Origin of the sequence: Blautia luti (assembly GCF_033096465.1) — a bacterium.
Taxonomy (GTDB): Bacteria; Bacillota; Clostridia; order Lachnospirales; family Lachnospiraceae; genus Blautia_A; species Blautia_A luti.
Genome location: NZ_AP028156.1, coordinates 1,065,149 through 1,091,177 on the forward strand (window position 1 = coordinate 1,065,149; position 26,029 = coordinate 1,091,177).

Genomic DNA, 26,029 nt, shown 5'->3' on the forward strand with positions numbered 1-26,029 from the left:
ATAACAACGAAGGTATCATGGTTATATCTGAAATAATAGGAGATTAAAATGAGAAAAAACAGTATTAAGAATACACGGATCAATGGAGAAGTTCAGAAAGAACTCAGTGCCATTATCCGCAATGAGATCAAGGACCCGCGTATTCATCCAATGACATCTGTCATGGCTGTAGAAGTGGCTCCTGATCTGAAAACCTGCAAAGCATACATCAGTGTGCTGGGAGAGAAAGAAGCAAAAGAGGCAACCATCAAAGGTCTCAAGAGTGCAGAAGGCTACATCAGACGCCAGCTTGCGCGCAACTTAAATCTGAGAAACACACCGGAGATCCGTTTCATTCTGGACGAATCTATTGAATACGGCGTAAATATGTCCAAACTGATTGATGACGTTACAAAGAAAGACAACTCCCACAGACAGGCTGAGGAGCAGGAAGAGATTTGAGAGGGTGAATGCATGAAGAATATTGCGGAGATACTGGAAGGAGTAAAAACAATGGGAATCGGCGGACACATCCGTCCGGATGGTGACTGCGTTGGTTCCTGTATGGCATTGTATTTATATGTAAAAACCTATTATCCGGAAATTCAGGTAGATGTTTATCTGGATAATCCGAAACCTGTTTTCGGACATATTGACTGTATGGACGAGATCAAAACAGAACTGGACGGCGACAAAGAGTATGATCTTTTTGTTACCTGTGATGTAAGTGCCAGAGACCGACTTGCTCTTGCAGGTCCGTATTTTGACACTGCAAAGAAAACCGCCTGCATTGATCATCACATCAGCAATCCGGGATTTGCACAGGTCAATCACATCAGAGGCGAAGTAAGCTCTGCATGTGAAGTACTCTATGGATTATTTGATCCTGAGAAAGTGGTCCGTACGATCGCGGTACCGATCTATACAGGAATGGTTCATGATACAGGAGTATTTCAGTATTCCTCAACGTCACCAGAGACTATGCGCATTGCCGGTGAACTGATGAAGACAGGATTCAATTTCAGCAAGATCATTGATGAGTCCTTTTATCAGAAAACTTACGTTCAGAATCAGGTTATGGGACGTGTTCTCGCAGAGAGCATTATTCTTCTGGATGGCAAATGCATTATCGGATATCTCAAGAAAAAAGACATGGACTTCTATGGAGTAGAGGGCAAGGATCTGGATGGCATCGTCAGCCAGCTGCGCCTTACAGAGGGCGTGGAAGTTGCCATGTTCCTGTATGAACTGGAAACACAGTCCTTTAAAGTTTCTCTTCGCTCTAACGGCAAAGTTGATGTGAGCAAGATTGCAGTATACTTTGGCGGCGGTGGTCATATGAGAGCAGCCGGATGTGATCTGCAGGGATCAGTATATGATGTCATCAACAATGTGACAGAACAGATCTGCAAAGAATTTCAGGAGTGCGGTGTCTGATGGACGGCGTAATTGTAATCCGTAAGGAAAAAGATTTTACTTCCCATGATGTGGTTGCGAAGCTGCGCGGGATTCTTCATATGAAGAAGATCGGACATACAGGAACTCTGGATCCGGACGCGGAAGGCGTACTACCGGTGGCTTTGGGAAAAGCAACCCGCCTGGTGGATATGATCACAGATAAAGAGAAAACATACGAAGCAGTGATGCGCCTGGGTGTTGTCACAGATACACAGGATATGAGTGGAACTGTACTTTCACAGGCATCAGAACTTCATGTCACAGAAGAGGAACTGAGAGCAGCGATAGAGTCTTTCGCAGGAGATTATATGCAAGTACCTCCCATGTATTCGGCACTGAAAGTCAACGGAAAGAAGCTCTATGAACTTGCCAGAGAGGGCAAGACCGTGGAGCGCAAACCAAGGCCAGTACATTTCTATGAAATAGAGATCCTTGAGATTAATCTTCCACTGGTACGTTTCTGCGTAACCTGCAGCAAAGGAACCTATATCCGTACTTTATGTCATGATATCGGTGAGAAGCTGGGATGCGGAGCTGCCATGGAGACTCTTCTGCGTACAAAAGTAGGCAGATTTACCCTGGACGATGCCATTACTCTGGCACAGACAGAGGAAGCAGTGAAGAACGGCAAGATAGAAAGCAAGGTTCTTGGCATTGAAGAAATCCTTGCAGAGTATCCGCGTGTATGCTGCACAAAAGAAGGCGACAGGCTTCTGGCAAATGGAAATCCTCTTGTACAGGCGCTGGTTGATGCAGAGGAGAAAGACGGCTGGATTCGTATGTGTAACAGCGAAGGGAGCTTCGTCGGAGTTTACCAGTGGGATGAAAAAAGAGACAGGTATTTTCCTGTAAAGATGTTTTAGGAGACACGATGGAATATTTAAGGATTGAACAAGATTTTCCCAGAATTTCACACAGTGCGGTAACACTTGGGAAGTTTGACGGCATACACCGCGGACATCAGAAACTGGTTGAGAAAATTATTGAGCAGAAACAGGAAGGTGCACAGGCGGTTGTACTTGCACTGGGAACTGCCTCAAGAACAATCCTCACAAAGGAAGAGAGATGCCGTGTTCTGGAAGAAATGGGAGTGGACGTGCTGTTAGAATGCCCGCTCACAGAGAAAATACGGCACATGAAAGCAGAGAATTTTATAAAAGAAATATTGATAGGGGACCTGCAGGCCTCCTATGTGGCAGTTGGAGAGGATTTCCGTTTTGGCTATGAGCGGAAGGGAACTCCTGCCATGCTGAAAGAGTTCGGAAAGAAATATGGATTTCATACGGAAGTCCTACCAAAAGAAATGGACGGACGCCGCAAGATCAGTAGCACATTTGTCAGGGAAGAACTGAACAGAGGGAATATGGAGAAGTTTCATTATCTTATGGGAACAGACTTCTCAGTAGAGGGAATCGTCGAACACGGACGTGGAATGGGACACAAGTATCTGCTCCCGACCACAAACCTGATTCCTCCAGTAGAGAAACTGATGCCGCCAAACGGCGTTTACATCACAGTTTCCCATTTCAAAGACAAAGCCTACCAGGGAATCACCAATGTGGGGCATAAGCCTACAGTGGGCGGTGAGAAATTTATCGGTGTGGAAACATACCTCTTTGACTGCAATGAGGATCTGTATGGAGAATACTGCAAAGTAGATTTCAAAAAATTCCTCAGACCAGAACAGAAGTTCTCTTCGCTGGAAGCATTAAAGGCACAGTTAGAGAGAGATGCCGGTAAGGGAAAAGAATATTTTCGGCAGATTAAATAGTTTCCTGTATTTAATTTTGTTGGAAGTTTGTAAAAAAAGAGGTTTACACGCCAAGGTCAATGTGCTATACTAACCAAGGTGAATTTAGCCCATGTTCAGGGACTGGACACTCCGACCATCTCTTAATATGTGGCGGTCAATCAATAATAATTATAAGAATACAGGAGGAAATCACAATGATTTCAAAAGAAAAGAAAGCAGCAATCATGAAAGAATATGCAAGAACTGAAGGAGATACAGGATCACCGGAAGTACAGGTAGCAGTTCTTACAGCAAGAATTCAGGAACTTACAGAGCATTTACAGAACAACCATAAAGATCATCACTCCAGACGTGGTCTTCTGAAAATGGTAGGTCAGAGACGTGGACTGTTAGCTTACCTGAAGAAAACAGACATCGAAAGATACCGTGCACTGATTGAAAAATTAGGCTTAAGAAAATAATAGCCTTTTAGTATGCGGAAGGGGGCGGATTTCCATCCGTCTCCCTTTTTATGTTATGTGACAGGAGTTATTTCCGAGACTACTGAAAAGATTATTTTAACCGATAAACTTAAAGTAGTTTTTTCAGTTGTTTCGGACTCCTGTTTTATAAGTAATGATTTCATGAAAAGCCCCGAACTATGCAGTTATGCGGGCAGTTTTGCAAAGTAATATAATAACCCCAATATGAAAAAAGGAGAATGAACGTATGTATAAAAGTTATTCCATGGAATTAGCTGGAAGAACCTTAACAGTAGATATCAACCGTGTTGCAAAACAGGCAAACGGTGCTGCATTAATGCATTATGGCGATACTACAGTTTTATCTACAGCAACAGCATCTAAAGAGCCAAGAGAAGGAATCGATTTCTTCCCGTTAAGCGTTGAATATGAAGAGAAAATGTATGCAGTAGGCAAAATCCCTGGAGGATTCAATAAGAGAGAGGGAAAAGCAAGCGAGCATGCAATCCTTACCTCCCGTGTAATCGACAGACCGATGCGTCCTCTGTTCCCGAAGGACTACAGAAATGACGTAACATTAGTAAACATGGTTATGTCTGTTGATCCAGAGTGTAATCCGGAGATCCCGGCTATGCTTGGTTCCTCTATCGCAACCTGCATTTCCGATATCCCGTTTGACGGGCCATGTGCAACTACACAGGTTGGTCTGATTGATGGCGAGTTCATCATTAACCCGACACTGGCACAGAAAGAAGTTTCCGAACTTCAGCTTACAGTAGCTTCCACAAGAGAGAAAGTAATCATGATCGAAGCCGGTGCAAAAGAAGTTCCGGAAGACAAGATGATCGAAGCAATCTACAAAGCTCACGAAGTAAACCAGGAAATCATTAAATTTATCAATAAGATCGTAGAAGAATGCGGAAAACCAAAACACAGCTATGAATCATGCGCTGTTCCGGAAGAACTCTTCGCAGCAATGAAAGAGATCGTACCTCCGGAAGAAATGGAAGTTGCAGTATTCTCTGATGACAAACAGACAAGAGAAGAGAACATTCGCCAGGTAACAGAGAAGCTGAAAGAAGCTTTCGCTGACAATGAAGAATGGCTTGCTGTTCTGGGTGAAGCTGTATATCAGTACCAGAAGAAGACTGTACGTAAGATGATCTTAAAAGACCACAAACGTCCAGACGGTCGTGCCATCACCCAGATCCGTCCTCTGGCAGCAGAGACAGACATCATCCCGAGAGTACATGGTTCTGCTATGTTCACACGTGGACAGACACAGATCTGTACAATTACAACTCTTGCTCCTCTTGCAGAAGCACAGAGACTTGACGGACTTGATGAGTTCGAAACTACAAAGAGATATATGCATCACTATAATTTCCCGTCCTACTCTGTAGGTGAGACAAAACCATCCAGAGGACCGGGACGTCGTGAGATCGGTCATGGCGCACTTGCTGAGAGAGCACTGGTTCCTGTGCTTCCAAGCGAAGAGGAATTCCCATATGCGATCCGTACAGTATCTGAGACATTTGAATCCAATGGTTCTACATCTCAGGCAAGTATCTGCGCATCTACCATGTCTCTGATGGCAGCAGGCGTACCGATCAAGAAACCGGTAGCTGGTATTTCCTGCGGTCTGGTAACAGGCGAGACAGATGATGACTATATCGTTCTGACAGATATCCAGGGACTTGAGGACTTCTTCGGAGATATGGACTTCAAGGTAGCCGGAACACATGACGGTATCACAGCAATCCAGATGGATATCAAGATCCACGGACTGACAAGACCAATCGTAGAAGAAGCAATCAGACGTACAAAAGAAGCAAGAGAATACATCTTGACAGAAGTTATGGAGAAATGCATCGCAGCTCCGCGTAAATCTGTAGGCGAATATGCTCCGAAAATCATCCAGATCCAGATCGACCCGCAGAAGATCGGTGATGTTGTAGGCCAGAGAGGAAAAACCATCAACACGATCATCGAGCGTACCGGCGTTAAGATCGACATCACAGATGAAGGTTCTGTATCTATCTGCGGCATAGACCAGAAGAGCATGGATGAGGCAGCTGACATGGTTAAGATCATTGCAACTGATTTCGAAGCAGGACAGATCTTCACAGGTAAAGTTGTCAGCATCAAAGAGTTTGGTGCATTCATTGAATTTGCACCGGGCAAAGAGGGAATGGTACACATTTCCAAGATCTGTAAAGAAAGAATCAACCGTGTTGAAGATGTTCTCACACTTGGCGACAAAGTTAAGGTTATCTGCCTTGGCAAAGACAAGATGGGAAGAATCAGCTTCAGCATGAAGGATGTACCGGAAGAAGCGTAAGTTATATGAGATATCACAATATTACCAAGGACGATATGCTTAACGGAGACGGGCTCCGTGTAGTACTCTGGGTGGCAGGGTGTAACCACTGTTGCGCAGAGTGCCAGAATCCCGTGACCTGGGATCCCAATGGCGGGCTGCCTTTCAAGGAGGCAGAACGGAAAGAGATTTTTGTGGAACTGGATAAGGACTATGTAAGCGGAATCACTTTTTCAGGTGGAGATCCGCTGCATCCGGCGAATATCACTGAGGTAACAGCCCTTGCGAAAGAGATCAGACAGAAGTATCCGAATAAGACCATCTGGCTTTATACTGGCTTTGAATGGGAAGAGATCTGCCATGAGGAAATCGTGAATTATCTGGATGTATGCGTAGACGGTGAATTTGAGGTGGACAAGAAAGAAATTTCCCTGAAATGGAAAGGTTCCAGCAATCAGAGAGTGATCGATGTTCCCAAAACTCTTCATGAAGGAAAAATTGTATTGCATCAATAAGAAATATACAGGCAATTCAAGTATACTGAGTCAGGTGTACCTGAACTGCCTGTTTTGCTATAAGCAGATCAGGTACAGTTATCTATACTGTAGAAAACAGATAAACTTATACACTATTTTGATATATGAAAAGAAAGGAATAACAGATGAAACGAATCGCGAAATTCCATAAAGTGAGCAAAGAACGCTTCACAGCAGACTGGGTCGATACTTTTGCGCAGTCTAAGGAAGAAGCAGAGAGAGTATATGAAGCTATCCGCTTGCCAAAGAGAGCAACAGCGGGAAGTGCAGGATATGACTTCTTTGCACCGGCAGAATTTACCCTGAAACCAGGTGAGACCGTAAAGATTCCGACTGGAATCCGTGTGGAAATGGATCAGGAGTGGGTGCTGAAATGTTATCCGAGAAGCGGACTTGGATTCAAGTACCGCCTCCAGCTCAACAACACGGTTGGTATCATTGACAGTGATTATTTCTACTCAGACAATGAAGGACACATCTTTGCAAAAATCACAAATGATTCCAACGAAGACAAAACCCTCACAATCCCGGCAGATACAGGATTTATGCAGGGAATTTTTGTAGAGTATGGAATCACGGTAGATGATGATGCTACAGAAATCCGTAATGGTGGATTTGGTAGCACTACTGCGAAATAGTAAGAAAGAGAATGTTCTGACAGAGGCGAATAACTGATAGACTGATAGCTGAGATATAGAAACAGATTTAAGAGCATATTTCACAAAGTTAATTATCGAAACCAGAATCAGAATGTTTAAAAAGTAGAACATAGAGAAGAAACTGAGATTTTCACTTTACGTTCTACTTTTTCTTTGCTATAATATTTTGAGACTCAAAATATTTGTAATTCGTAGAATTTATAAAGATATATTTATCAAAGACAGAAGCAGCTTTAATATAAAATATCAAGTAAAAATAAATTTAGGGAGAAAAAGTCATGATCATCGAACCAAAAGTAAGAGAATATATCTGCACAACCGCACATCCACAGGGATGCGCAGAAAGTGTACGCAATCAGGCATCCTACGCCTGTAAGCAGGGAACCGTAAACGGAACAAAGAAAGCACTGATCATCGGATGTTCCACAGGTTACGGTCTTGCATCCCGCATCTGCGCTCTGGAAAACTGCGGTGCAGACACACTGGGAATCATGTTCGAACGCCAGGCAAACGGAAGAAGAACAGCAACCCCGGGATGGTACAATACAGCAGAATTTCATCGTCTGGCAGCAGAAAAAGGTGCTTATGCCAAGACTATCAATGGAGATGCGTTTTCAAAAGAAATCAAAGTGAAAGCCGTTGAACTGATCAAAAAAGACCTGGGAAAAGTAGATTTAGTAGTTTACAGTCTGGCAGCACCGAGACGTACAGATGCTGACGGTAAGACATGGTCATCCTGTCTGAAAACGACAGACGAAGCTTTCACAGAGAAGAGCCTTGATCTGCGAAATAATGAGATTACAAAAAAGACAGTAGGTCCGGCTACGGAAGAAGAGGTTTTAAGTACAGTGAAAGTTATGGGAGGCGAAGACTGGGCAGACTGGATTGATGCGCTGAAAGCAGCAGATGTACTGACTGAGAACGCAGTCACTGTAGCATATTCCTATATCGGACCGGAGCTTACTTATCCGATCTACTACCACGGAACCATCGGAACTGCCAAACAGCACTTACAGAAAACAATGTCCGAAATCAACCAGGCACACCCGGATGTTCGTGCAGTAATATCAGTAAATAAAGGTCTTGTGACCCAGGCAAGCGCAGCAATCCCGGTTGTACCGCTGTATTTCGCAATCCTCTATAAAGTAATGAAAAAAGCCGGAACCCATGAAAACTGCATCCAACAGATTGCCAGACTCTTTACTAAGAAACTCTACACACCAACAGGATTCCAGACAGATGAGAATGGCTTCATTCGTATGGACGACTATGAACTGACACCGGAGGTTCAGGAAGAAGTAAAGAAATGCTGGAAGGCTGTTACGACAGATACTGTAAATGAATACTGCGACATAGACGGCTACTGGGAAGATTTTTACCATATGTTTGGATTCCACTATGAAGATATCAACTATACGCAGGATGTGGATGCTGACGTAGAAATTGATGGTATAGTAATGTAATAAAAAATTCTCTCTTAACAAACAAGTACGGTTAACACCCGTGCATAAAAGTTAAGAGAGAATTTTTATTTACGATTTATTTAGCCTTATGTACCGGATCTGCCGGATACCCGCTGCGAAGCTTCTGCATTCCACGCTGCAGAGCATCTTTGGAATTCTTCCAGTCGGCATCCTTATTTCTGTAGTCAAACTTATCCGACAGCCATACAAGATCTTCTTCCATACGCTGGAAGTTCTCATCCATCAGTTTAAACATAGCCGGATAAAATTCAGCCTTTTCTTTATCATTCAGATACTTATCCGCACCATCGCACAGAATTCCGAAGTGATGCAGACAGAAGCCTTTACTGCGCAGAATTTTATTCTTAAATTCATTATCCTGCCGATACAGCCAGAAAAAAGTTTCCACATATCGTGCAAAAGTATCCGAAATATTCTGGCAGATAAAACAACTGCAATCTTTAGAAACAACCCAGGCAGCAAGCGTATTTTTGTCTGTGCCTGCATCTGAACGGCGAAAACGCCCTAAAATCGATGACTTTCCGGGTGTGAAAGAATCGAATTGCTTTTTCATTTCTTCGCGAAGCTTATGGTAATGTGTCTGAAGAATCAATGTATTGCCAAGCGTATTTCCGTAATCAAACATTTTCTTCATATGTATTTTGCAGAATCCGGCTTTATCAGTCTGGTCACGAATGTCACTTTCCATATAAGAAGAACTGTTACCAAGCACGAAATTCAGCGAATTCTGTTCCAGTTCACGCTCAATGAAACAAAAGGGGCATTCATCATTGGCATTCACTGCGTCATTAAGTGGGATGGTGTATAATTTTTCTTTCATCTTAATAGAACTCCAATCGTAGCTTTTTCTTCTTATTGTGCACAGAAAATTAGTTAGTGTCAAGAAAAACTATAATATCAGGAAAGCAAGAAGCTCTCAAGGGAAGCATAAGTGGCGAAAGTCCAGCATAATCCAAAGTTTCCCTGATCTTTTACCGGGGATACACGGTTATATTGACGTAAATCATAGAAAGCAGGAAATATTTCGGCAGATGCAAAAGGGGTATCGCCTGTAGTTATAGAGGAAATGATACCGGATGAATCATCTGTATAAGTCGGGTTGAGGATAAATCCATGTTCTTTGAGTTCGCTTGAGGAATAGACTTCACAGGAGATATCCTCTCCGTCTGCGCCGGCAGCAGGAATACTTTCTGCGATATCACCATTGCTAAATGCTTTTATACAGACATTAGTGCCAGGCTGATAGACATTAAAATCTGTCCAGATATTTCCATGATGGCTAATGTAACTTTCGCCATCAGAGGCTGTGGCGAGGGAACTGCTGTCGCCAAGCGGAGCCTCAAAATATGTTTTTGCACCGGCTGTACTCCATAATTTTATAACAACTGCGAAACGTGTTCCACTTTTTAAGGTTATCGGTTTCTTGAGGTTTACTGTGTGATATCCCGCATATTTGCAGATGCCTGATGCAGAAGGAGTGGGAAGTTTTAGCAGTGAATCTTTGCCTTTGAAGGAGGATACGATATAAACTTCATAATTGTAATTGCTATCATAAGTATAAAAGGAGACGGAACCGAGCTGCTCTTTTTTCTTTAATTTCTGATTATTTTCCGGAAAAACATTAGCACAGTACAATTCATCGTTATATCCGAAAGCAGAGGTAGCGCCTAACGGGTCGTACTGGTAAATGCGCTTGTAGGTCTTATCACTGGAAACTTTTCCAAATGCCATGGAAAATTCCTGGATACCGAGAAATCCATCATAATAGGAAATATAGAAATATCCATTGTCTGCAAATTCTGTTCCCCAGCTGTTTTTACAGAGAAATGCACCATTCCCAGCGGGTTCTGTCACAAAATTTTCTTTTGAGTAGTTATCATCCCAACCGATAATGGCGATAGCGTGATTTGTTGCTATGACGGGAGAAGAACCAACTGGCGCTCTGCCTGCGTTATAATCAGCAGGGAGATAATAGGAAAGATCATCGCTGGAATAATATTCTTCAACAGAAACATAAGATGCGGATACTGCCCCATAATTGATGACGGTCTGTTTGATCGCCTGATTATCCAGAGCACTTTTTCGTTCAGGGATAAAAATAATTTCATCTATTTTAAGAGCTGGTGAAAAGGAAACATCAGCTGCTGAACGGAGATTCTTATAGGGTGCCTGCCATTCGTATACAGGACCAGTTCCACGTGTAAGATAGGCGGCAGCCATAGAAAAACTGCCACCTTCATCGTAATTACGGTCAAAACCTGTGGATGAGGAACGATTACTTGTCTGGTAACCCATATGAAATTCTGAAAAATCACTGGCATTTGGGTTATCAGAATATGGATTCAGAGCAACGGATTTGGAATATGGACCATAGTAGTGTTTTCCGTTTATAAGGAGATATGCACGGACTTTATATAATGGACTGCCGGAGTCAAATGTCGCAGATTCGTAATATTCAACGTATTTGCCACTTTCAGGATCGTTTAGTATATCTTCGATTTTATAGTATTTGCTGTTTGAATCATCAGCTCGATAAATGAAATATCCGGTAACATAAGGTAAATATTTCCATTTGACTGTGATACCGATATTCTGTTCGGTGACAGATGTCAGACTGACTTTTGGAATGGATAATTGGCATATGTATCCGGTAGAGCCGTAGTCTCCAAGAGAAATTTTGCTGCCAGTTTTCCGATAGGGACGAACGGCATAATCATAAATTGTTTTTGGAATTGCCATTTCATCTGTATAAGATGTTTCGAAATAATCGAGATCTGCCAGTTTAGTCCATTTGGATGTTCCTTTCTTTCTGCGATAGATCCGATAGCCGTCAGCACCTGTGATATCGTTCCATTTAAGAAGCATAAGTGTATTTTTTTCAGGCTTTTTTACGGTGGGACGTTTGAACTTTGCAGTGCCGCTCAAACCTTTGGTATTATACTTACTGTAGGCTCTTTTACCATTTTGAAATGTGTAAGACTGAACGGTATACAGGTAAGCTTTTTTAATCAGTCCGGTATTATCTGTGTAAGAAGTCTGTGAAGGAGAAACAGTTGCAATAGCCTGCCATGAAGCACCCTGTTTATCTTTTTCTTTTCGTAGAATCCGGTAACCACTGACATTCTTCACTTTTTTCCAGGAGATGGTGACTTTATGTGAGGATTTGATCTTCTTTAACGTTGGCTTGACAGGAGCGATTGGGGTTCCTGATTCAATAGTAACTGTCATATGACAGGTTCCGAGAGTGAATCCGGTATCGCAATTTACAATAGAAAAAGAGGCTTCTGTCATAGTTCCAACAGGATTTAGAAGAGTGAAGAAATTGTCTCCGGATGCATACATCAGCTCGGTGCCAGGTACGAGTATTTCAGAAGGTGACAAGCTCTCATGGAAATTTCCGATTTCGGAAAAAGGAATTTTTCCTGAGGAATCTGCCTTGACTAAACATACACTCTGAGGAAAAAACAGAGAACTTTTCAGGGAAGTACAGCCGTTGGTTTCAATAGTATCCAGAGAATTAAAACGGCAGTCAAGGAATGAAAGATTCGTGAGTCCGGTTACATTTAGGGAAGATAGTTTGTTACCACTTAACTGAATATATTCCAGTCTGGAGTTTGCTGTAAGGTTTAGTGAACGGATTCCTGTGCCTGTACAGGTCAGTTCAATCAATTCAGAATTTTTACTGAGGTCAAGATCGGTAAGCTGCTCAAGATCTGTGCAAGTCAGACTCTTTAATCCTGTAAAGTAAAATAGATCTGTCTGGTACAAAGGAAAGTTTTCGCTGAAGGTAAGAGAAGAAACTTTTTTAAGATATTCACGCGATAACATATGGTCGTCCGTCAGAGGATATAGTTGTTGCATCTGCTGAAACAGGTCGTGTGACTGGAAGTCTTTTTCCTGAAGATATCCAATGTAAATGAGCTGTGTATCATAGTGTTCAATACCTGCGCTGACAAATTTTCGCCGGATTTTTGCGGGAGATGTTTTATTAACAGCTGTCAGCCGGTAAGAGGAATCAATCATGCCGTTTTCCACAACTGTGATGGTTTCCGGATCTGCAAATTGAGAGAGGTCATAGAATTCTTCGGGAGTATGTGCCGTGTTTCCGCCGCAGTTTAATTCTTCGAGAGGACAGTCGTCAAAATTCAGATCAGACAGTTTATTATCAGAACAGTTTAATCTTTTCAGAGATGAAAAACCGGAAAGGTTCAATTCTGTGAGAAGATTGTTCTGGCAATAAATAGTGTCCAGTGATCTGGTGGAAGGCAGCTTTAAGGTCTGTATACTGCTGGAAGAGCAGTCCAGATACTTTAAGTTAGAAAGTCGGCTCATGTTCAGGATATCCAGAGAATTTTTGGAACAGATAAGCTTTTCCAGTGCTGGCATGGAAGACAGGTTTAAGGATGAAAGATTACAGTCGCTGCAATTTAACTCTTTCAGTCCGGAAAAACGTGAAAAATTAAATTCGTTAAGAAAATTGGAAGCGATATTTAATTTTTTAAGAGAAGAAGTTTTTGAAAAACTTATCTCGGTGGAATTTCCAAAAAAATTAGAAGAAGCATCCAGCTCTTTCAATTTTTTACAGGAAGAGAGATTCAATCGAGTCAGATTATTGTAGGAACAGTTCAGGGATTTCAGGGCAGTGTTGGATTTCAGGTCAAGAAAGAGCAGTTGATTATGGGAACAGTCCAGAGTTTTCAGATTGTAAAAATATTCAATACCTTTTAACGAATCGACAGACATAGAAGATATATTGATTTTGGTACATGCTTCGATTTCCTTGACAGAAAGAAGTCCATTATGGTCCGCGTCAACGTTTTCAGAAATCCACTCTCTGAAGACAGGGTCTTCAAATCCGCTGTCGTCGGTGAGTGAAATGGACGAAGCTTTATTTGCGTTTGGAAGAAATTCTGGTTCTGAATCATCTGAAATATCTGAAATATCTGAAATATCTGATATGTTATCAGGATCAGTATCGTTACAGATATCATCAGAGATACTTGCATCGGAGAAGATTTCGTCAGAAACAGTATTATCAGAAACAGTATTATCAGAAACAGTTCCATCAGAAAAATCTTCGCCGGAAATAGCCCATGAAATCTGGGCATCAGAGAAAATCATAAGAAAACTTAAGACGAAGGGTAGAAAGTTTTTCTTTTTAATCATATAGAGACCTCCTTCTCTTGGGACGGTGTAATACCATCCGCTGATAGTAAATGTTACATGATATTAGGGGTTACTTATAGTATATAGATGAAAGAAATGGGAATCTATTAACTATTGGTTAGTAGGTTGTTGAATTTCAGATGAAGTTAAAAGTATATGACTTTAAAAAAATTAGTTTTCTGGCAAGGTTTGATATGGTATGATGTGTACAATAAAAAAATAAATGGTAACTGTTCAGTACCTTCACAGTTACGAGTCAAAATCCATTAAAAATCGCCTTCGGCGATGGGATTTTGACTTGTATGTCTCGGGATAGTAGACTGCTGAATAGTTACAATAAATGTAACTATTTTGGAGTGAGTTGAGACTTGTTTATCAAAATAATTTAAGGGGGATAAAGTAAATGGTAGAATTACAGCTTAATGAGAACTGGCAATTATGCGATATTAAGAAACAGGATTGGGTTCCTGCGCAGGTGCCTGGGGATATCTATTCAGTGCTTCTTAAAGCGGGAAAGATGTCTGATCCATTCTTTGGAGACAACGAATATCAGGCGAAAGCATTGATGGAGGAGAATTACGAATATCGAACTGTATTTACATATGATGAGAAACAGTTTGAGAATTGTCAGGAAGTACTTCTTAGATTTGACGGAATCGATACGATCGCAGATATTTATCTGAATGAATGTTATCTGGGAAAAGCAGATAATATGCACAGAGTCTGGGAATTTCCGGTTGGAGAACTGTTACAGAAAGGCGAGAATACACTTCGGGTTATCATCAGATCACCTTTGAAATTCATGGCAGAGGCTTTTAAAAAGTACAAAAACATCGGAAATGAAGATACAGTAGAGGGATTTATGCATCTTCGTAAAGCGCATTACATGTCTGGATGGGACTGGGGTGCCTGTCTGCCGGATGGCGGTATTTTCCGTCCTGTAACTCTTCTGGGAATCAAGTCAGCCAGACTGGACAGCATATATATCCGTCAGGTACATGAGGATGGAAAAGTACTGCTGATTCCGGAAGTGGATGTAGAGACAGTAGACGAAGAGGAAATTGATACAGACGGAAAAAACAGCGTGGAGATTCCTGATCAGGGCGTGGAAAGTGAAGCGGATGAGGATTTACTGGAATATGAAGTTACAGTAACTGCGCCAGATGGAACGAAAATTGTAAGTAACGGATCTCCGGATGAAATCGTAATCGAGAATCCACAGTTCTGGTGGCCAAACGGTCTGGGAGAGCAGCCATTATATCAGGTTCAGGTAGATCTGAAAGCAGGAGATAAAACCGTCGATACCTGGTGTAAGAAAATCGGACTTCGGACACTGACCATGCACATTGAGAAAGATGAGTGGGGAGAAAGCTTTGCTCACGAAGTGAATGGCCATCAGATTTTTGCAATGGGTGCAGATTATATTCCAGAGGATAATCTGCTGCAGAGAACCTCAAAGGAACGTACCAGAGAATTGCTTCTTCAGTGTAAGAGAGCAAACTTTAACACGATTCGTGTCTGGGGCGGCGGCTATTATCCGGAGGACTGGTTCTTTGATCTTTGTGATGAACTTGGCCTGATGGTATGGCAGGACTTTATGTTTGCCTGCTCGGTCTATGAACTGACACCGGAATTTGAGGCAAATATCCGTCAGGAATTTATTGATAATATCAAAAGAATCCGTCATCATGCGTCACTTGCACTGTGGTGTGGCAATAATGAGATGGAAATGTTTGTAAAGCAGGGTAATTGGGTAACGAAACCTACAGAGGTGAGAGACTATCTGCTGATGTATGAGCGCATTATTCCGGAAGTACTCAGAGAATATGATCCTGATACATTTTACTGGCCGGCAAGCCCGTCATCAGGCGGATCTTTTGATGAGCCGAATGATCCGAATCGTGGAGATGTGCATTACTGGGAGGTATGGCATGGAAATAAGCCATTTGCGGAATATCGCAAATATTTCTTCCGCTATGCTTCTGAATTTGGTTTCCAGTCATTCCCGTCTGTTAAGACACTGGAGACGGTAACTGATGATCCGAGAGAACTGAATCCGTTTTCTTATGTGATGGAGAAACATCAGAGAAACTATGGCGGAAATGGAAAGATTGCCAAGTATATGCAGGCTGCCTATCGTTATCCGGAGAACTTCAGTGCTTTTGTATATGCCTCTCAGCTTCTTCAGGCAGATGGAATCCGCTATGGAGTGGAACATTACCGCAGAAACCGCGGTCGTTGCATGGGTGCAATCTACTGGCAGTTAAATGACTGCTGGCCGGTAATTTCCTGGAGTTCTATTGATTATTACGGACGCTGGAAAGCGCTTCATTATTATGCCAAGAGATTCTTCGCACCGGTGATGATCTCCTGTGAGGAGCAGAGCTGGATGACAGCAGAGGCAGATATGAACCGCCAGCATTTCCAGTTCGAGAAATCCATCCGTCTGAATGTGACCAATGAAACACTGGATGCACATAAGGTACTGGTGAAGTATGCAGTGCGTAGCGCAGATGCGAAGATCCTTCGCCAGGAAGAACAGTGGGTGGAAGTACCGGCACTTTCCAGCAGCTGGCTGGAGAAAGTGGAACTTCCGGAGATTGACTGTTTCAATGAGTATGTGAGCTATGAAGCCTGGGAAAATGACCAGATCATCTCTCAGGGAACGGTGATCTTCTCCTATCCGAAATATTTCCATTATCTGGATCCGAAGCTGGCTGTGAGAGTGGAAGGTGACGAGATCGTGGTTGCGGCAGATGCCTATGCCAAGAGTGTGGAAATCCGAAATGAAACAGAAAATCTGGTGCTGGAAGATAATTACTTTGATATGAACGCCGGAGAACGCAGGGTAAAGATCCTTGACGGAAAACCGGAAGGACTGCAGGTACGCAGTGTGTATGATATCTGATTTTATATCATTTAGTACGAGAAAACAGGCAGAGCCGTATGGAAAAAAAAGGTCCATACGGCTTTTTTGCTGCATATCTGCATCTGTTTATGGGTGATTTCGGCTGTATTTTGAAGATTTTTACCATTTCCTGATAAAAATATGTGGTGTAATTGAGAAAATGATGATAGAATGATTATAAATGATATAACATTTAGGCATACATGGAAGCGGCAGAAGAAAAAGAAGATTCAAAAAAGAACAACGTAAAGCAGACAAAGAGAAAAACAGATAAAAGAAAGGATAAAAGTATGGCTTCAGGCAAGGCGTTTATGTATGAGACAATCTATAATGATCTGCTGGAGGGAATCCGAAATGGAACATATCCGGCAGGCAGCAGGCTTCCGTCTGAGAAAGAACTTGCGGGACAGTACGGAGTGAGCCGGATCACCAGCAAGAAAGCACTGGAACTTCTTGCAGAAAGAGGAATGATCTCCAGAATGCCGGGACGGGGATCTTTCGTTCTGGAAACAGCAGTAAAGCAGACTGCCAGGTACAGCACACCACAGATACCGGAAACAAACGGGCAGACGCAGGAGATTCGCCAGACAGGGAGGACCATTGGCGTGATCCTGGACAGTTTTGACAGTGATTATGTCGCAAACTATCTGCGCAGCATGGAGCGGGAGTGCAGCAGAAGAGGGATCAACATGCTTCTGAAATGTACATACGGAAGCATTGAGGCAGAAAACCAGGCAATCAAAAGCTGCATAGAGATCGGGGCACAGGGACTGATCATTATGTGTGCACAGAATGAAACCTACAATACCACCATCGTTAAGCTGGCATTGGACAAATTCCCGGTAGTCCTCATCGACAGAAAGATGCAGGGGCTTTCTATTCCCTGTATTGCCACGGATAACCACAGGGCATCGAGGGAACTGACAGAGATGCTGATAGAGCGGGGACATAAGCAGCTGGTATTTGTGACCCATGCATCTATGGGAACTTCTTCTATCAAAGACCGATATGAGGGATTTGTAGAAGGAATCATGGAAGATGCCGGAATCAACGGATGCGTTCTGGAAATTCCCGATTATAATCCTACCCCCGGAAATTCCCCTATAGGGGAAGCATCCTATGATGAAGAAGGATTTAAAAAGCTGCTTCTGGAACACAAGGAATATACAGGATATCTGTGTATCGAAGCGAAACTGTGCTATCTGCTGAGAAAGGCAATGAAAGAAACCGGTGTTACCGGGGAAATCGTATCTTTCGATGGAACAGGAGATATGGAGCATGAGAAGGTTATCGCGTATGTAAGGCAGGATGAGCGGGCTATGGGCGTTATGGCTGTGGATATTCTGGAGAAAATTGTTCGTGGAGAGAGCATAAGCGAGGATATCTGCGTCCCTTACAGGGTTATAAAACTAAATGATATATAAATGATATGTGCATTGCTTACAAAAAACAGGGATGATTTATGTCGAAAATATTGAAATGCACATGGAATCCGTATTTTGTGTTGACAAGTTATGGGTTAAATGCTATATTCTATATATCAACAAACGACATACATTGCAATATGACATAAATGATATAACATATTGCAGACATGTATTAAGGAGGAAAAATATGAAACGTAAAATCGCAGCAGTAGCACTTTGCGCAGTTATGGTAAGCTCTATGGTAGCTCCGACAGTTTCCGTAAAAGCAGCAGACAAGGAAAAACTTATTGTAGCATACAAAGACAGCGATAGCACTGGAGCCAAATACATGGAACAGTGGATCAACAGTACTTATGAAAACTGGGCAGATAAAGATAAGGTAGATCTGGAACTTCAGCCAATCGTAGCGAACGACAGCGATTATGCTACTAAAATTCAGGTAGAAATGCAGGATAAAGATACATGCCCTGACATTTTCTTTGAGGATACCTTCCAGCTGAATACAGATGTTGCAGCAGGATATGTAGCAGACATTACAGATAAAGTTAATGCCTGGGATGAATGGGACAGCAGTTTTATCGAAGCATTAAAAGAAGGTACCAAAGGCAGTGATGGACAGACATATGCAGTGCCTGTAAGTACAGATGTTCGTGGATTATGGTACAATAAAGATGTTATGGAAGAAGCTGGTCTTGGAAGAGACTGGCAGCCGGAATCCTGGCAGGATATTCTGGATGCATGCGCAGCAATCAAAGAAAAATGCGGTGATGATGTGGTTCCGATCTGGTTTGCATGCAGTAACACAGAAGCAGAAGCTACAAGCATGAATACATTTGAAATGCTTCTTTATGGAACAGGAGAAACACTGGTAGATGAGTCAACAGGTGTATGGAATGTTTCCGGACAGGGAATCAAAGATGCTCTGGAATTCATCAAAACATGCAAAGACGAAGGATATATTGGAACACTTTCCGAAGTATTTGATGCAAGTGATTGGGAATATGCAAACCAGTATATGTCTACTGCCAAACTTGGTATGTACTTAAACGGAAGCTGGGGATATGCAGATTATCTGGAAGACAGAAGCTATCCGATGCAGGGTTACTCTGATGACACTCTGACGGACGCTCTTGGATTCGCAGAAATGCCGAAACAGAACGGTGACGGATATGTAACAATGTCAGGTGGATGGAGCTGGGCAATCGCAAATAATTCTGACAAACAGGACGAAGCGTTCAGTTTTATCACAGAAATGATGAAATCTGACAACTACATTACATATCTGACAGGAAGCGGAAACCTTGCTACCAAATCAGGTATGGATGCTTACGATGAATATAAATCCAAACTGTATGTAGATGAAGCAACAGCAATGTCTGAAAATGCATTCTTCAGACCACACAATGAAAACTACTCCAAAGTTTCTTCTTACATCTATGAAATGGTAGACACAATCGTAAGGAACGATACAGATATTGAAAGTGCAATGTCTGACTTCAAGAACAGCGTTTGCTCAGTTGTAGGAGAAGACCACGTGGAATAAGACGGAAGAGAGATTTTTGCAAAGAGCTGCGAGATATCAAAATAACTAAAAGGCGGCCGTCAGTGCCGCCTTTTTTAGCAAGGGGAAATTAAAATGGCAAAAGGAAATAAGAAATATTTGTATCTGCTTCCTGCACTGTTGGTAATGGTATTCTTTTTTGTATGGCCGATTATCCTTACAGTGTACTATTCATTCACCAACCTGACATTGACAGGAAGCGCTGCTGCAAATCAGGCATTCGTAGGATTCAGCAACTATAAGAGAATGTTTACAGATTCTGCGGTAGGAAAGAGTATTGTATCCACGATCTTCTTCGTTATCTTTTCTGTAGTAGGACAGACTGTTCTGGGATTTATCATTGCTCTTCTTATGAAAGAGAAGAACAAAACTTTTCGTAAATTAGTGGGTTCCATTGTACTGGCAGGATGGGTTATGCCGGAAATGGTAGCTGCACTCTGTGCTTACACTTTCTATACAGATAAGGGTACTTTAAATGCACTTCTGGGAATAATCGGAATCAACAAGATCTCTTGGCTGTTCTCTTATCCGCTTCTTACGGTTGTACTGGCCAATATCTGGCACGGAACGGCATTTTCCATGATGGTATATCAGTCAGCACTGGATAACGTTTCTGGAGATGTAGAAGAATCTGCGAAGATTGATGGAGCAGGCAGACTTCAGAACCTGTTTTACATTACAATCCCAATCATTAAGGATACTATCCTTACTAATACAATGCTGATTACATTGTCTACACTGGGAACTTTCGGTATGGTTTACTCCATGACGGGAACAACCGTACAGACACTTCCGATCTTTATGTACATCCGTGCATTTAAGAACTATGAGCTTGGATATGGTACAGCGATTTCTATGCTGATTCTTCTGATCGGTATTATTTTCAGTTTGTTCTATATCAGATTACAGAAGAAACAGATGGGAGATTAAATTATGAGAGAAAAACGGGAAAAGGCAGTTGCATATATTATTCTTGTAATACTTGCCATTGTTTTTGCGCTGCCTCTTGCATGGATAATATTTGCATCTTTGGATAAGAATGCATCACTGGCAGCAAGCCTGCCGAATATGACACTTGGAAATTATCGTTCTATTCTGATGAAATCCACAAACCTTCGTTCTTTTGCCAACGGTCTTCTGATCGCACTGGGAACTTCTATCCTGGTAGTTGTTTTTTCCGGACTGGCATCTTATGCACTGTCCAGATATGAGATGAAACATAAAAAGCTGTTCATGCTGACCATTCTTTTTATGAACTCTCTGCCTGTAACTACTATCATGGTACCTGTATTTAAAATTTTTGTAACCGTAGGTCTTTATAACAAGCTGTTCGGTATTGTACTTTTTATGACAGCATCTTCCATGCCGTATGCGATCTGGATGATGAAGAACTTCATGGATTCTGTTCCGGTTTCACTGGAAGAAGCTGCATGGATCGACGGATGCTCCAGATTCCAGGGTATTTTCAAAGTAATCCTGCCTCTGATGCTTCCGGGTGTATGTACAGTTGGTATCTACACATTCTCCGGATGCTGGGGCAACTTCTTTGTTCCGTTCATCCTGCTGTCAGCAAGTGAGAAATATCCGGCTTCTGTAATGCTGTATCAGTTCTTCAGCCAGCATTCTGTAGCTTACGGTGAACTTGCTGCATATTCAGTTATTTATACATTACCATCCATTATCCTTTATGTGATCACTCAGAAATGGATGTCCAAAGGCTTCAGTCTGTCAGGTGCAGATAAAGGCTGATAAAATAAATTAAGAATGGAAGACTAGACATGACAAGCGGATATAAAACAATAGATGCAATGATCGAGACAGTGAAAGAGAAATTCGGAAAAGAACACAAGATTTCCGTAATGTTCGAAAACTGTATTTCCAATACACTGTCCACTACAATTAAGACACTTGACGATGGTTCTGTATTCGTGATCACAGGAGATATTCCGGCTATGTGGCTGAGAGATTCCAGCTGCCAGCTCCGTCCGTTCCTTCTTTTTGCAAAGGAGGAACCGGAAATCCTGAAAATGGTCACAGGACTGATCCGGAAACAGGCAGAGTGTATTCTTACAGATGCCTATGCCAACGCTTTTAATGAAAGTGCCAACGGCAATGGTTTCCAGGATGACCGTACAGAAATGAAACCGGAACTCTGGGAGAGAAAGTATGAGATCGACTCTCTCTGCTATCCACTGCAGCTTTCCTATCTTCTGTGGAAGAATACAGGAAGTACAGAACATTTCACACAAACCTGGCTGAAAGCTGCCAGACGCGTGATCGAAGTATTTAAGACAGAACAGAATCATGAAGAAAATTCTCCATATTATTTCGAACGCAGCAACTGCATTTACACAGACACTCTTTCCAGAGAAGGAAAGGGCGCTCTGGTAAAGAAAAACATCGGCCTTACCTGGTCTGGATTCCGCCCAAGTGATGATGCCTGCATCTACGGCTATTTGATCCCTTCCAATATGCTGGCATCTGTAGTGATGGATAATCTCAGAGAGATTGCCCAGGAGGTATATAAAGATCAGGAACTTGCAAAAGAAGCAAGAGATCTTTCCAAAGAGATCCGCGAGGCAGTGGAAAAATATGCCATTGTAGCCGGAGAAGTGAAAGACTTCTATGCATATGAGGTAGACGGATTCGGACAGTACAATGTAATGGACGATGCCAACCTGCCAAGCCTTCTGTCCATGCCGTACATCGGATACTGTGACAAAGAGAACGAACGTTATCAGAACACAAGGGAAATGGTATTAAGTGAAAGAAATCCATATTATTTCCCGGGCAAGGTACTTACAGGAATCGGAAGCCCGCATACAGATACCCGTTATGTATGGAGTATGTCTTTATGTATGCAGGGAATCACTTCTGATGATAAAGAAGAAAAAGAAGCAATCTTTAAAATGCTGGAGAACAGCGACGGCGGTACCAATCTCATGCATGAATCCATTTTCGCAGATGATGATACCAAATATACAAGACCATGGTTTTCATGGGCCAATTCTGTATTCTGCGAATTTGTAATGGATTATCTGGGATACTCCGTGAAATTACATTAAGTGTCAGCTGGGAGGATAAGACATATGTTTTTAATGAAGGAACGCGTATTTAAACTGATCGATTCCATCAAAGATATGATTTACAGCCAGAAATATCCGGTGAATGAATATCTGATGATCCATTCCGAAAAAGAATCCATTGATATTCCGGAGATTTCCGATGATATGTGGAAAAAGATCGAGTCCAGAGATATCTGGGGTGGAAACGGGGAATATTTTTATTTCAAAACAACTCTGACTATGCCACAGGAATGTGCAGGCAAAAAAGTGACTTATGAGCTGCGCACAGGACGTGAGGGCGAATGGGATGCAGTAAATCCTCAGTTTATGGTGTACATAAACGGGGAGAGAAGAATGGGAATGGATGTGAACCATCGTGAGGTGGTACTGACAGAAAATGCAGTACCGGGTGAGACATTTGAGATTCTTTTGTCCGCATACACAGGTGATAATAACTTCTCCCTTCATCTGGATTCTGAGTTTAAGGTTCTGGAGCCTTCTGTGGAGAAATATTATTATGACCTTCTGGTTCCTTATGAAGTTGCCAGACTTCTCCGGGAAGACAGCCGTGACCGCAGAGTAATCCTTCAGAGTCTGAATGATTCTCTGAATCTGGTAGATTTAAGACAGATTTATTCTCCTGAATTTTTCGAAAGCGTAGAAAAGGCAGATGAATATCTGCAGACAGAATTTTATGAGAAATACTGCGGAAACAGCGACAGTACGGTTTACTGTGTGGGCCATACCCACATTGATGTGGCATGGCTGTGGACACTGCGCACCACTCAGGATAAGGCGGTACGAAGCTTTTCCACAGTGATCGAGCTGATGAAACAGTATCCGGAATACAAGTTTATGTCCAGTCAGCCTCAGCTGTATCTGTATGTAAAAGAGAATGCGCCGGATCTTTATGAAGAGATCAAAAAGAGAGTAGCAGAAGGACGCTGGGAAACAGAGGGCGGAATGTACGTAGAGGCTGACTGTAACTTAAGCTCTGGGGAAGCACTGGTAAGACAGTTCCTTTATGGAATGCGTTTTTTCGAGAAAGAATTCGGGGTAAGAAACAAGATCCTCTGGCTGCCTGATGTATTCGGATATTCTGCTGCACTGCCACAGATTATGGATAAGTGCGGAATCAAATATTTCATGACTACGAAGATCAGCTGGAACGAAGTGAACAAAATGCCGTACGATACTTTCATGTGGGAAGGTATTGACGGAACAGAGATCCTGACACACTTTATTCCAACCAGAGATTACGGTGTAGCTGCGAAGGAAGGCAGTACAGAAACAGAACATTTCACTACGTACAATGGAATCTTGAATGCATCCCAGGTTATGGGTGGATGGCAACGTTACAGCCAGAAAGACTTAAACGACGAAGTGCTGATGTCCTACGGACATGGAGACGGAGGTGGCGGGGTCACCAAGGAAATGCTGGAAATGCAGCGCAGACTTGCCAAAGGAATCCCGGGCAGCCCGAAAACCGTACCGTCCACTTCCCTGGAATTCTTCCAGACTCTGGAGAAAAATGTACAGGGACGCAAAGAACTTCCAAAGTGGGTGGGAGAACTTTATCTGGAATACCACAGAGGAACCTACACCTCTATGGCAAGAAATAAGAAATGGAACCGTCAGGCAGAATTTGCATGCGAGAATACAGAGCTGTTCAATGTAATGGCAAGTCTGGAAACAGGAACTTCCTATCCGGGAAACAGACTATATGAAGTATGGAAAGTTCTCATGAGAAACCAGTTCCATGATATCCTGCCAGGAAGCAGTATCAAACAGGTTTACGAGGATTCCAAAGAAGAATACAGACATATTTTCCAGGAAACAAAAGAGATGTCCGGTGCTGCTTTAAAGGCAATGACAGATGCTGTAGATACAGCCAGAGGAACACTGGTAGTTTACAACCCTACAAGTGAACAGGCTCCTGCACCGGTTTATCTGCCGAAAAACAGTCAATGGGGGGCATTGGAACGTGACGGCAGAGTGATCCAGGTTCAGCATACAGAAGAGGGAGACCTGGCAATTCTGGATGATATCCCGCCCAAGGGTTACTGCACTTATGCAGGTGTAGTAGATGCACCGAAGACAGAAAGCACTATGACGGTTACGGAGCATGGTGCAGAGACGAAATACTTTATTGTAGAATTAAATGAAAAAGGACAGTTCAGCCGTATCTATGACAAGATCCAGAAGAGAGAGATCCTTCCTGAGGGCAAATGCGCCAACGTGATCATGAGCTATGAAGACCGTCCGCATAACTTCGATGCATGGGATATCAACAATTATTATACAGAGAAATCCTGGCCTGTAGATGATGTACAGAGCATCACAGTAACAGAGAACGGGCCTGTACGCGGCTGTATCCGTGTAGAACGTAAATATCTGGATTCCACCATTGTACAGTATCTGTATTTCTATCCGGAACTGTACAGGATCGATATCCGCAATGAGATCGACTGGAAAGAAAAACAGATTCTTCTGCGTGATTATATCCCGGTTGATATCCATGCTGCAGAAGCAACTTATGAGATCCAGTACGGCAATGTAACACGTCCGACCCATTACAATACATCCTGGGATTTCGCAAGATTCGAGGTATGTGCACATAAATGGATCGATATCAGTGAGAACGGCTACGGTATCAGTGTACTCAACAACTGTAAATATGGATGCGATATCCACAACGGAGAGATCGGACTTACCATGCTGAAATCCGCAGTATATCCGAACCCTGATGCAGATAAAGAGCACCACAGCTTCACCTGGTCCATTGCACCTCACGAAGGTGGATGGAGAGAAGGGAATACAGTTGCCAAGGCATATGTACTGAATAATCCATATCAGACAGCAGTGAAAGAAAACGAAGGCGGAAACCTTCCTGCAAGCTATTCCTTCGTTCAGGCAGATAAAGAGAATGTTGTGATCGAGGCTGTTAAGAAAGCAGAAGACAGCGATGCAGTGATCGTTCGTCTGTATGAATGCTACAACAGACGCGGTCAGACTACACTGACCTTCCCACGTCCTGTAAAACGTGCAGTGATCTGCAATATGCTGGAAGAAGAGATAGGAGAAGTTCTGAACGTAAATGGCAGTCAGGTAGAGCTTGAACTGAAACCATATGAAATTGAAACTGTCAAAGTAGAATTCTGAAAAAAGTGTCAGAATCGACACGCAGGGATAAGAAGTAGAAACTATAGAAATGTATAAAAAAAGCCATGTGGATAAAAAAGTCCACATGGC

18 protein-coding genes are annotated in these 26,029 nt (G+C 42.5%); 16 read left to right on the forward strand and 2 right to left on the reverse strand.

From position 1 onward, the window contains the following. Window positions 1-48 precede the first annotated feature (48 nt). From rbfA to fabV, 9 genes are all read left to right on the forward strand, one after another. Window positions 49-441 carry a 30S ribosome-binding factor RbfA gene (gene rbfA, locus R8695_RS04975; protein WP_154779696.1) on the forward strand — a complete coding sequence of 131 codons (393 nt, stop codon included), beginning with the start codon at window positions 49-51 and terminating at the stop codon, window positions 439-441. Window positions 442-453: 12 nt separating this feature from the next. Then, a complete protein-coding gene (locus R8695_RS04980) occupies window positions 454-1,416 on the forward strand; it encodes a DHH family phosphoesterase (RefSeq protein ID WP_118508560.1) in 963 nt (320 codons plus the stop codon). Beyond that, window positions 1,413-2,300 (forward strand): tRNA pseudouridine(55) synthase TruB, encoded by an 888-nt coding sequence (gene truB, locus R8695_RS04985; RefSeq protein WP_334296259.1) that lies wholly within the window; start codon window positions 1,413-1,415, stop codon window positions 2,298-2,300. The genes R8695_RS04980 and truB overlap by 4 nt, the downstream gene beginning before the upstream one ends. Window positions 2,301-2,308: 8 nt before the next feature. Next, window positions 2,309-3,208, forward strand: a complete 900-nt coding sequence (locus R8695_RS04990) for a bifunctional riboflavin kinase/FAD synthetase (protein ID WP_118508562.1) — start codon at window positions 2,309-2,311, stop codon at window positions 3,206-3,208. 176 nt (window positions 3,209-3,384) lie between these two features. Beyond that, complete coding sequence (gene rpsO / locus R8695_RS04995) at window positions 3,385-3,651, forward strand: 30S ribosomal protein S15 (protein WP_154779698.1); 267 nt, start codon at window positions 3,385-3,387, stop codon at window positions 3,649-3,651. Between the two features lie 247 nt (window positions 3,652-3,898). After that, window positions 3,899-5,992, forward strand: coding sequence for a polyribonucleotide nucleotidyltransferase (locus R8695_RS05000; RefSeq protein WP_118508563.1), 2,094 nt, complete (start codon window positions 3,899-3,901; stop codon window positions 5,990-5,992). Window positions 5,993-5,997: 5 nt separating this feature from the next. Further along, entirely contained in the window at window positions 5,998-6,486 is a 489-nt protein-coding gene (gene nrdG, locus R8695_RS05005; protein WP_118508564.1) for an anaerobic ribonucleoside-triphosphate reductase activating protein, read from the forward strand. A 146-nt stretch (window positions 6,487-6,632) separates the two neighbouring features. Further along, window positions 6,633-7,145, forward strand: coding sequence for a dCTP deaminase/dUTPase family protein (locus R8695_RS05010; RefSeq protein WP_118508565.1), 513 nt, complete (start codon window positions 6,633-6,635; stop codon window positions 7,143-7,145). A 299-nt stretch (window positions 7,146-7,444) separates the two neighbouring features. Then, window positions 7,445-8,629, forward strand: a complete 1,185-nt coding sequence (fabV, locus tag R8695_RS05015; protein WP_154779699.1) for an enoyl-ACP reductase FabV — start codon at window positions 7,445-7,447, stop codon at window positions 8,627-8,629. Between the two features lie 76 nt (window positions 8,630-8,705). Here the strand turns inward: fabV and R8695_RS05020 are convergent, their stop codons facing one another. Together R8695_RS05020 and R8695_RS05025 are read right to left on the reverse strand one after the other, a co-directional pair. After that, window positions 8,706-9,470: a DUF6062 family protein gene (locus R8695_RS05020; RefSeq protein WP_154779700.1), complete on the reverse strand. Its 765-nt coding sequence runs from the start codon at window positions 9,468-9,470 to the stop codon at window positions 8,706-8,708. A 77-nt stretch (window positions 9,471-9,547) separates the two neighbouring features. Further along, window positions 9,548-13,816, reverse strand: coding sequence for a lectin like domain-containing protein (locus R8695_RS05025; protein ID WP_154779701.1), 4,269 nt, complete (start codon window positions 13,814-13,816; stop codon window positions 9,548-9,550). A 403-nt stretch (window positions 13,817-14,219) separates the two neighbouring features. On the opposite strand from R8695_RS05025, the gene R8695_RS05030 reads away from it, so the two are divergent. The 7 genes from R8695_RS05030 (at window position 14,220) to R8695_RS05060 (ending at window position 25,939) form a co-directional block, all read left to right on the forward strand. Then, the gene (locus R8695_RS05030) at window positions 14,220-16,724 is read left to right on the forward strand and encodes a beta-mannosidase (RefSeq protein WP_154779702.1); all 2,505 of its coding nucleotides are present in this window, start codon (window positions 14,220-14,222) and stop codon (window positions 16,722-16,724) included. A 290-nt stretch (window positions 16,725-17,014) separates the two neighbouring features. After that, window positions 17,015-18,148, forward strand: a complete 1,134-nt coding sequence (locus tag R8695_RS05035) for a GntR family transcriptional regulator (RefSeq protein ID WP_167515441.1) — start codon at window positions 17,015-17,017, stop codon at window positions 18,146-18,148. 190 nt (window positions 18,149-18,338) lie between these two features. Further along, on the forward strand, window positions 18,339-19,694 hold the full coding sequence (locus tag R8695_RS05040) for an extracellular solute-binding protein (protein ID WP_167515442.1): 1,356 nt from the start codon (window positions 18,339-18,341) through the stop codon (window positions 19,692-19,694). 93 nt (window positions 19,695-19,787) lie between these two features. Next, window positions 19,788-20,642, forward strand: a complete 855-nt coding sequence (locus R8695_RS05045; protein ID WP_154779704.1) for a carbohydrate ABC transporter permease — start codon at window positions 19,788-19,790, stop codon at window positions 20,640-20,642. A gap of 3 nt (window positions 20,643-20,645) precedes the next feature. Next, window positions 20,646-21,461: a carbohydrate ABC transporter permease gene (locus tag R8695_RS05050; protein WP_118508572.1), complete on the forward strand. Its 816-nt coding sequence runs from the start codon at window positions 20,646-20,648 to the stop codon at window positions 21,459-21,461. Window positions 21,462-21,490: 29 nt separating this feature from the next. Continuing rightward, a complete protein-coding gene (locus R8695_RS05055; protein WP_154779705.1) occupies window positions 21,491-22,777 on the forward strand; it encodes a glycoside hydrolase family 125 protein in 1,287 nt (428 codons plus the stop codon). Window positions 22,778-22,801: 24 nt separating this feature from the next. Beyond that, window positions 22,802-25,939, forward strand: a complete 3,138-nt coding sequence (locus tag R8695_RS05060) for an alpha-mannosidase (protein WP_154779706.1) — start codon at window positions 22,802-22,804, stop codon at window positions 25,937-25,939. Window positions 25,940-26,029 lie beyond the last annotated feature (90 nt).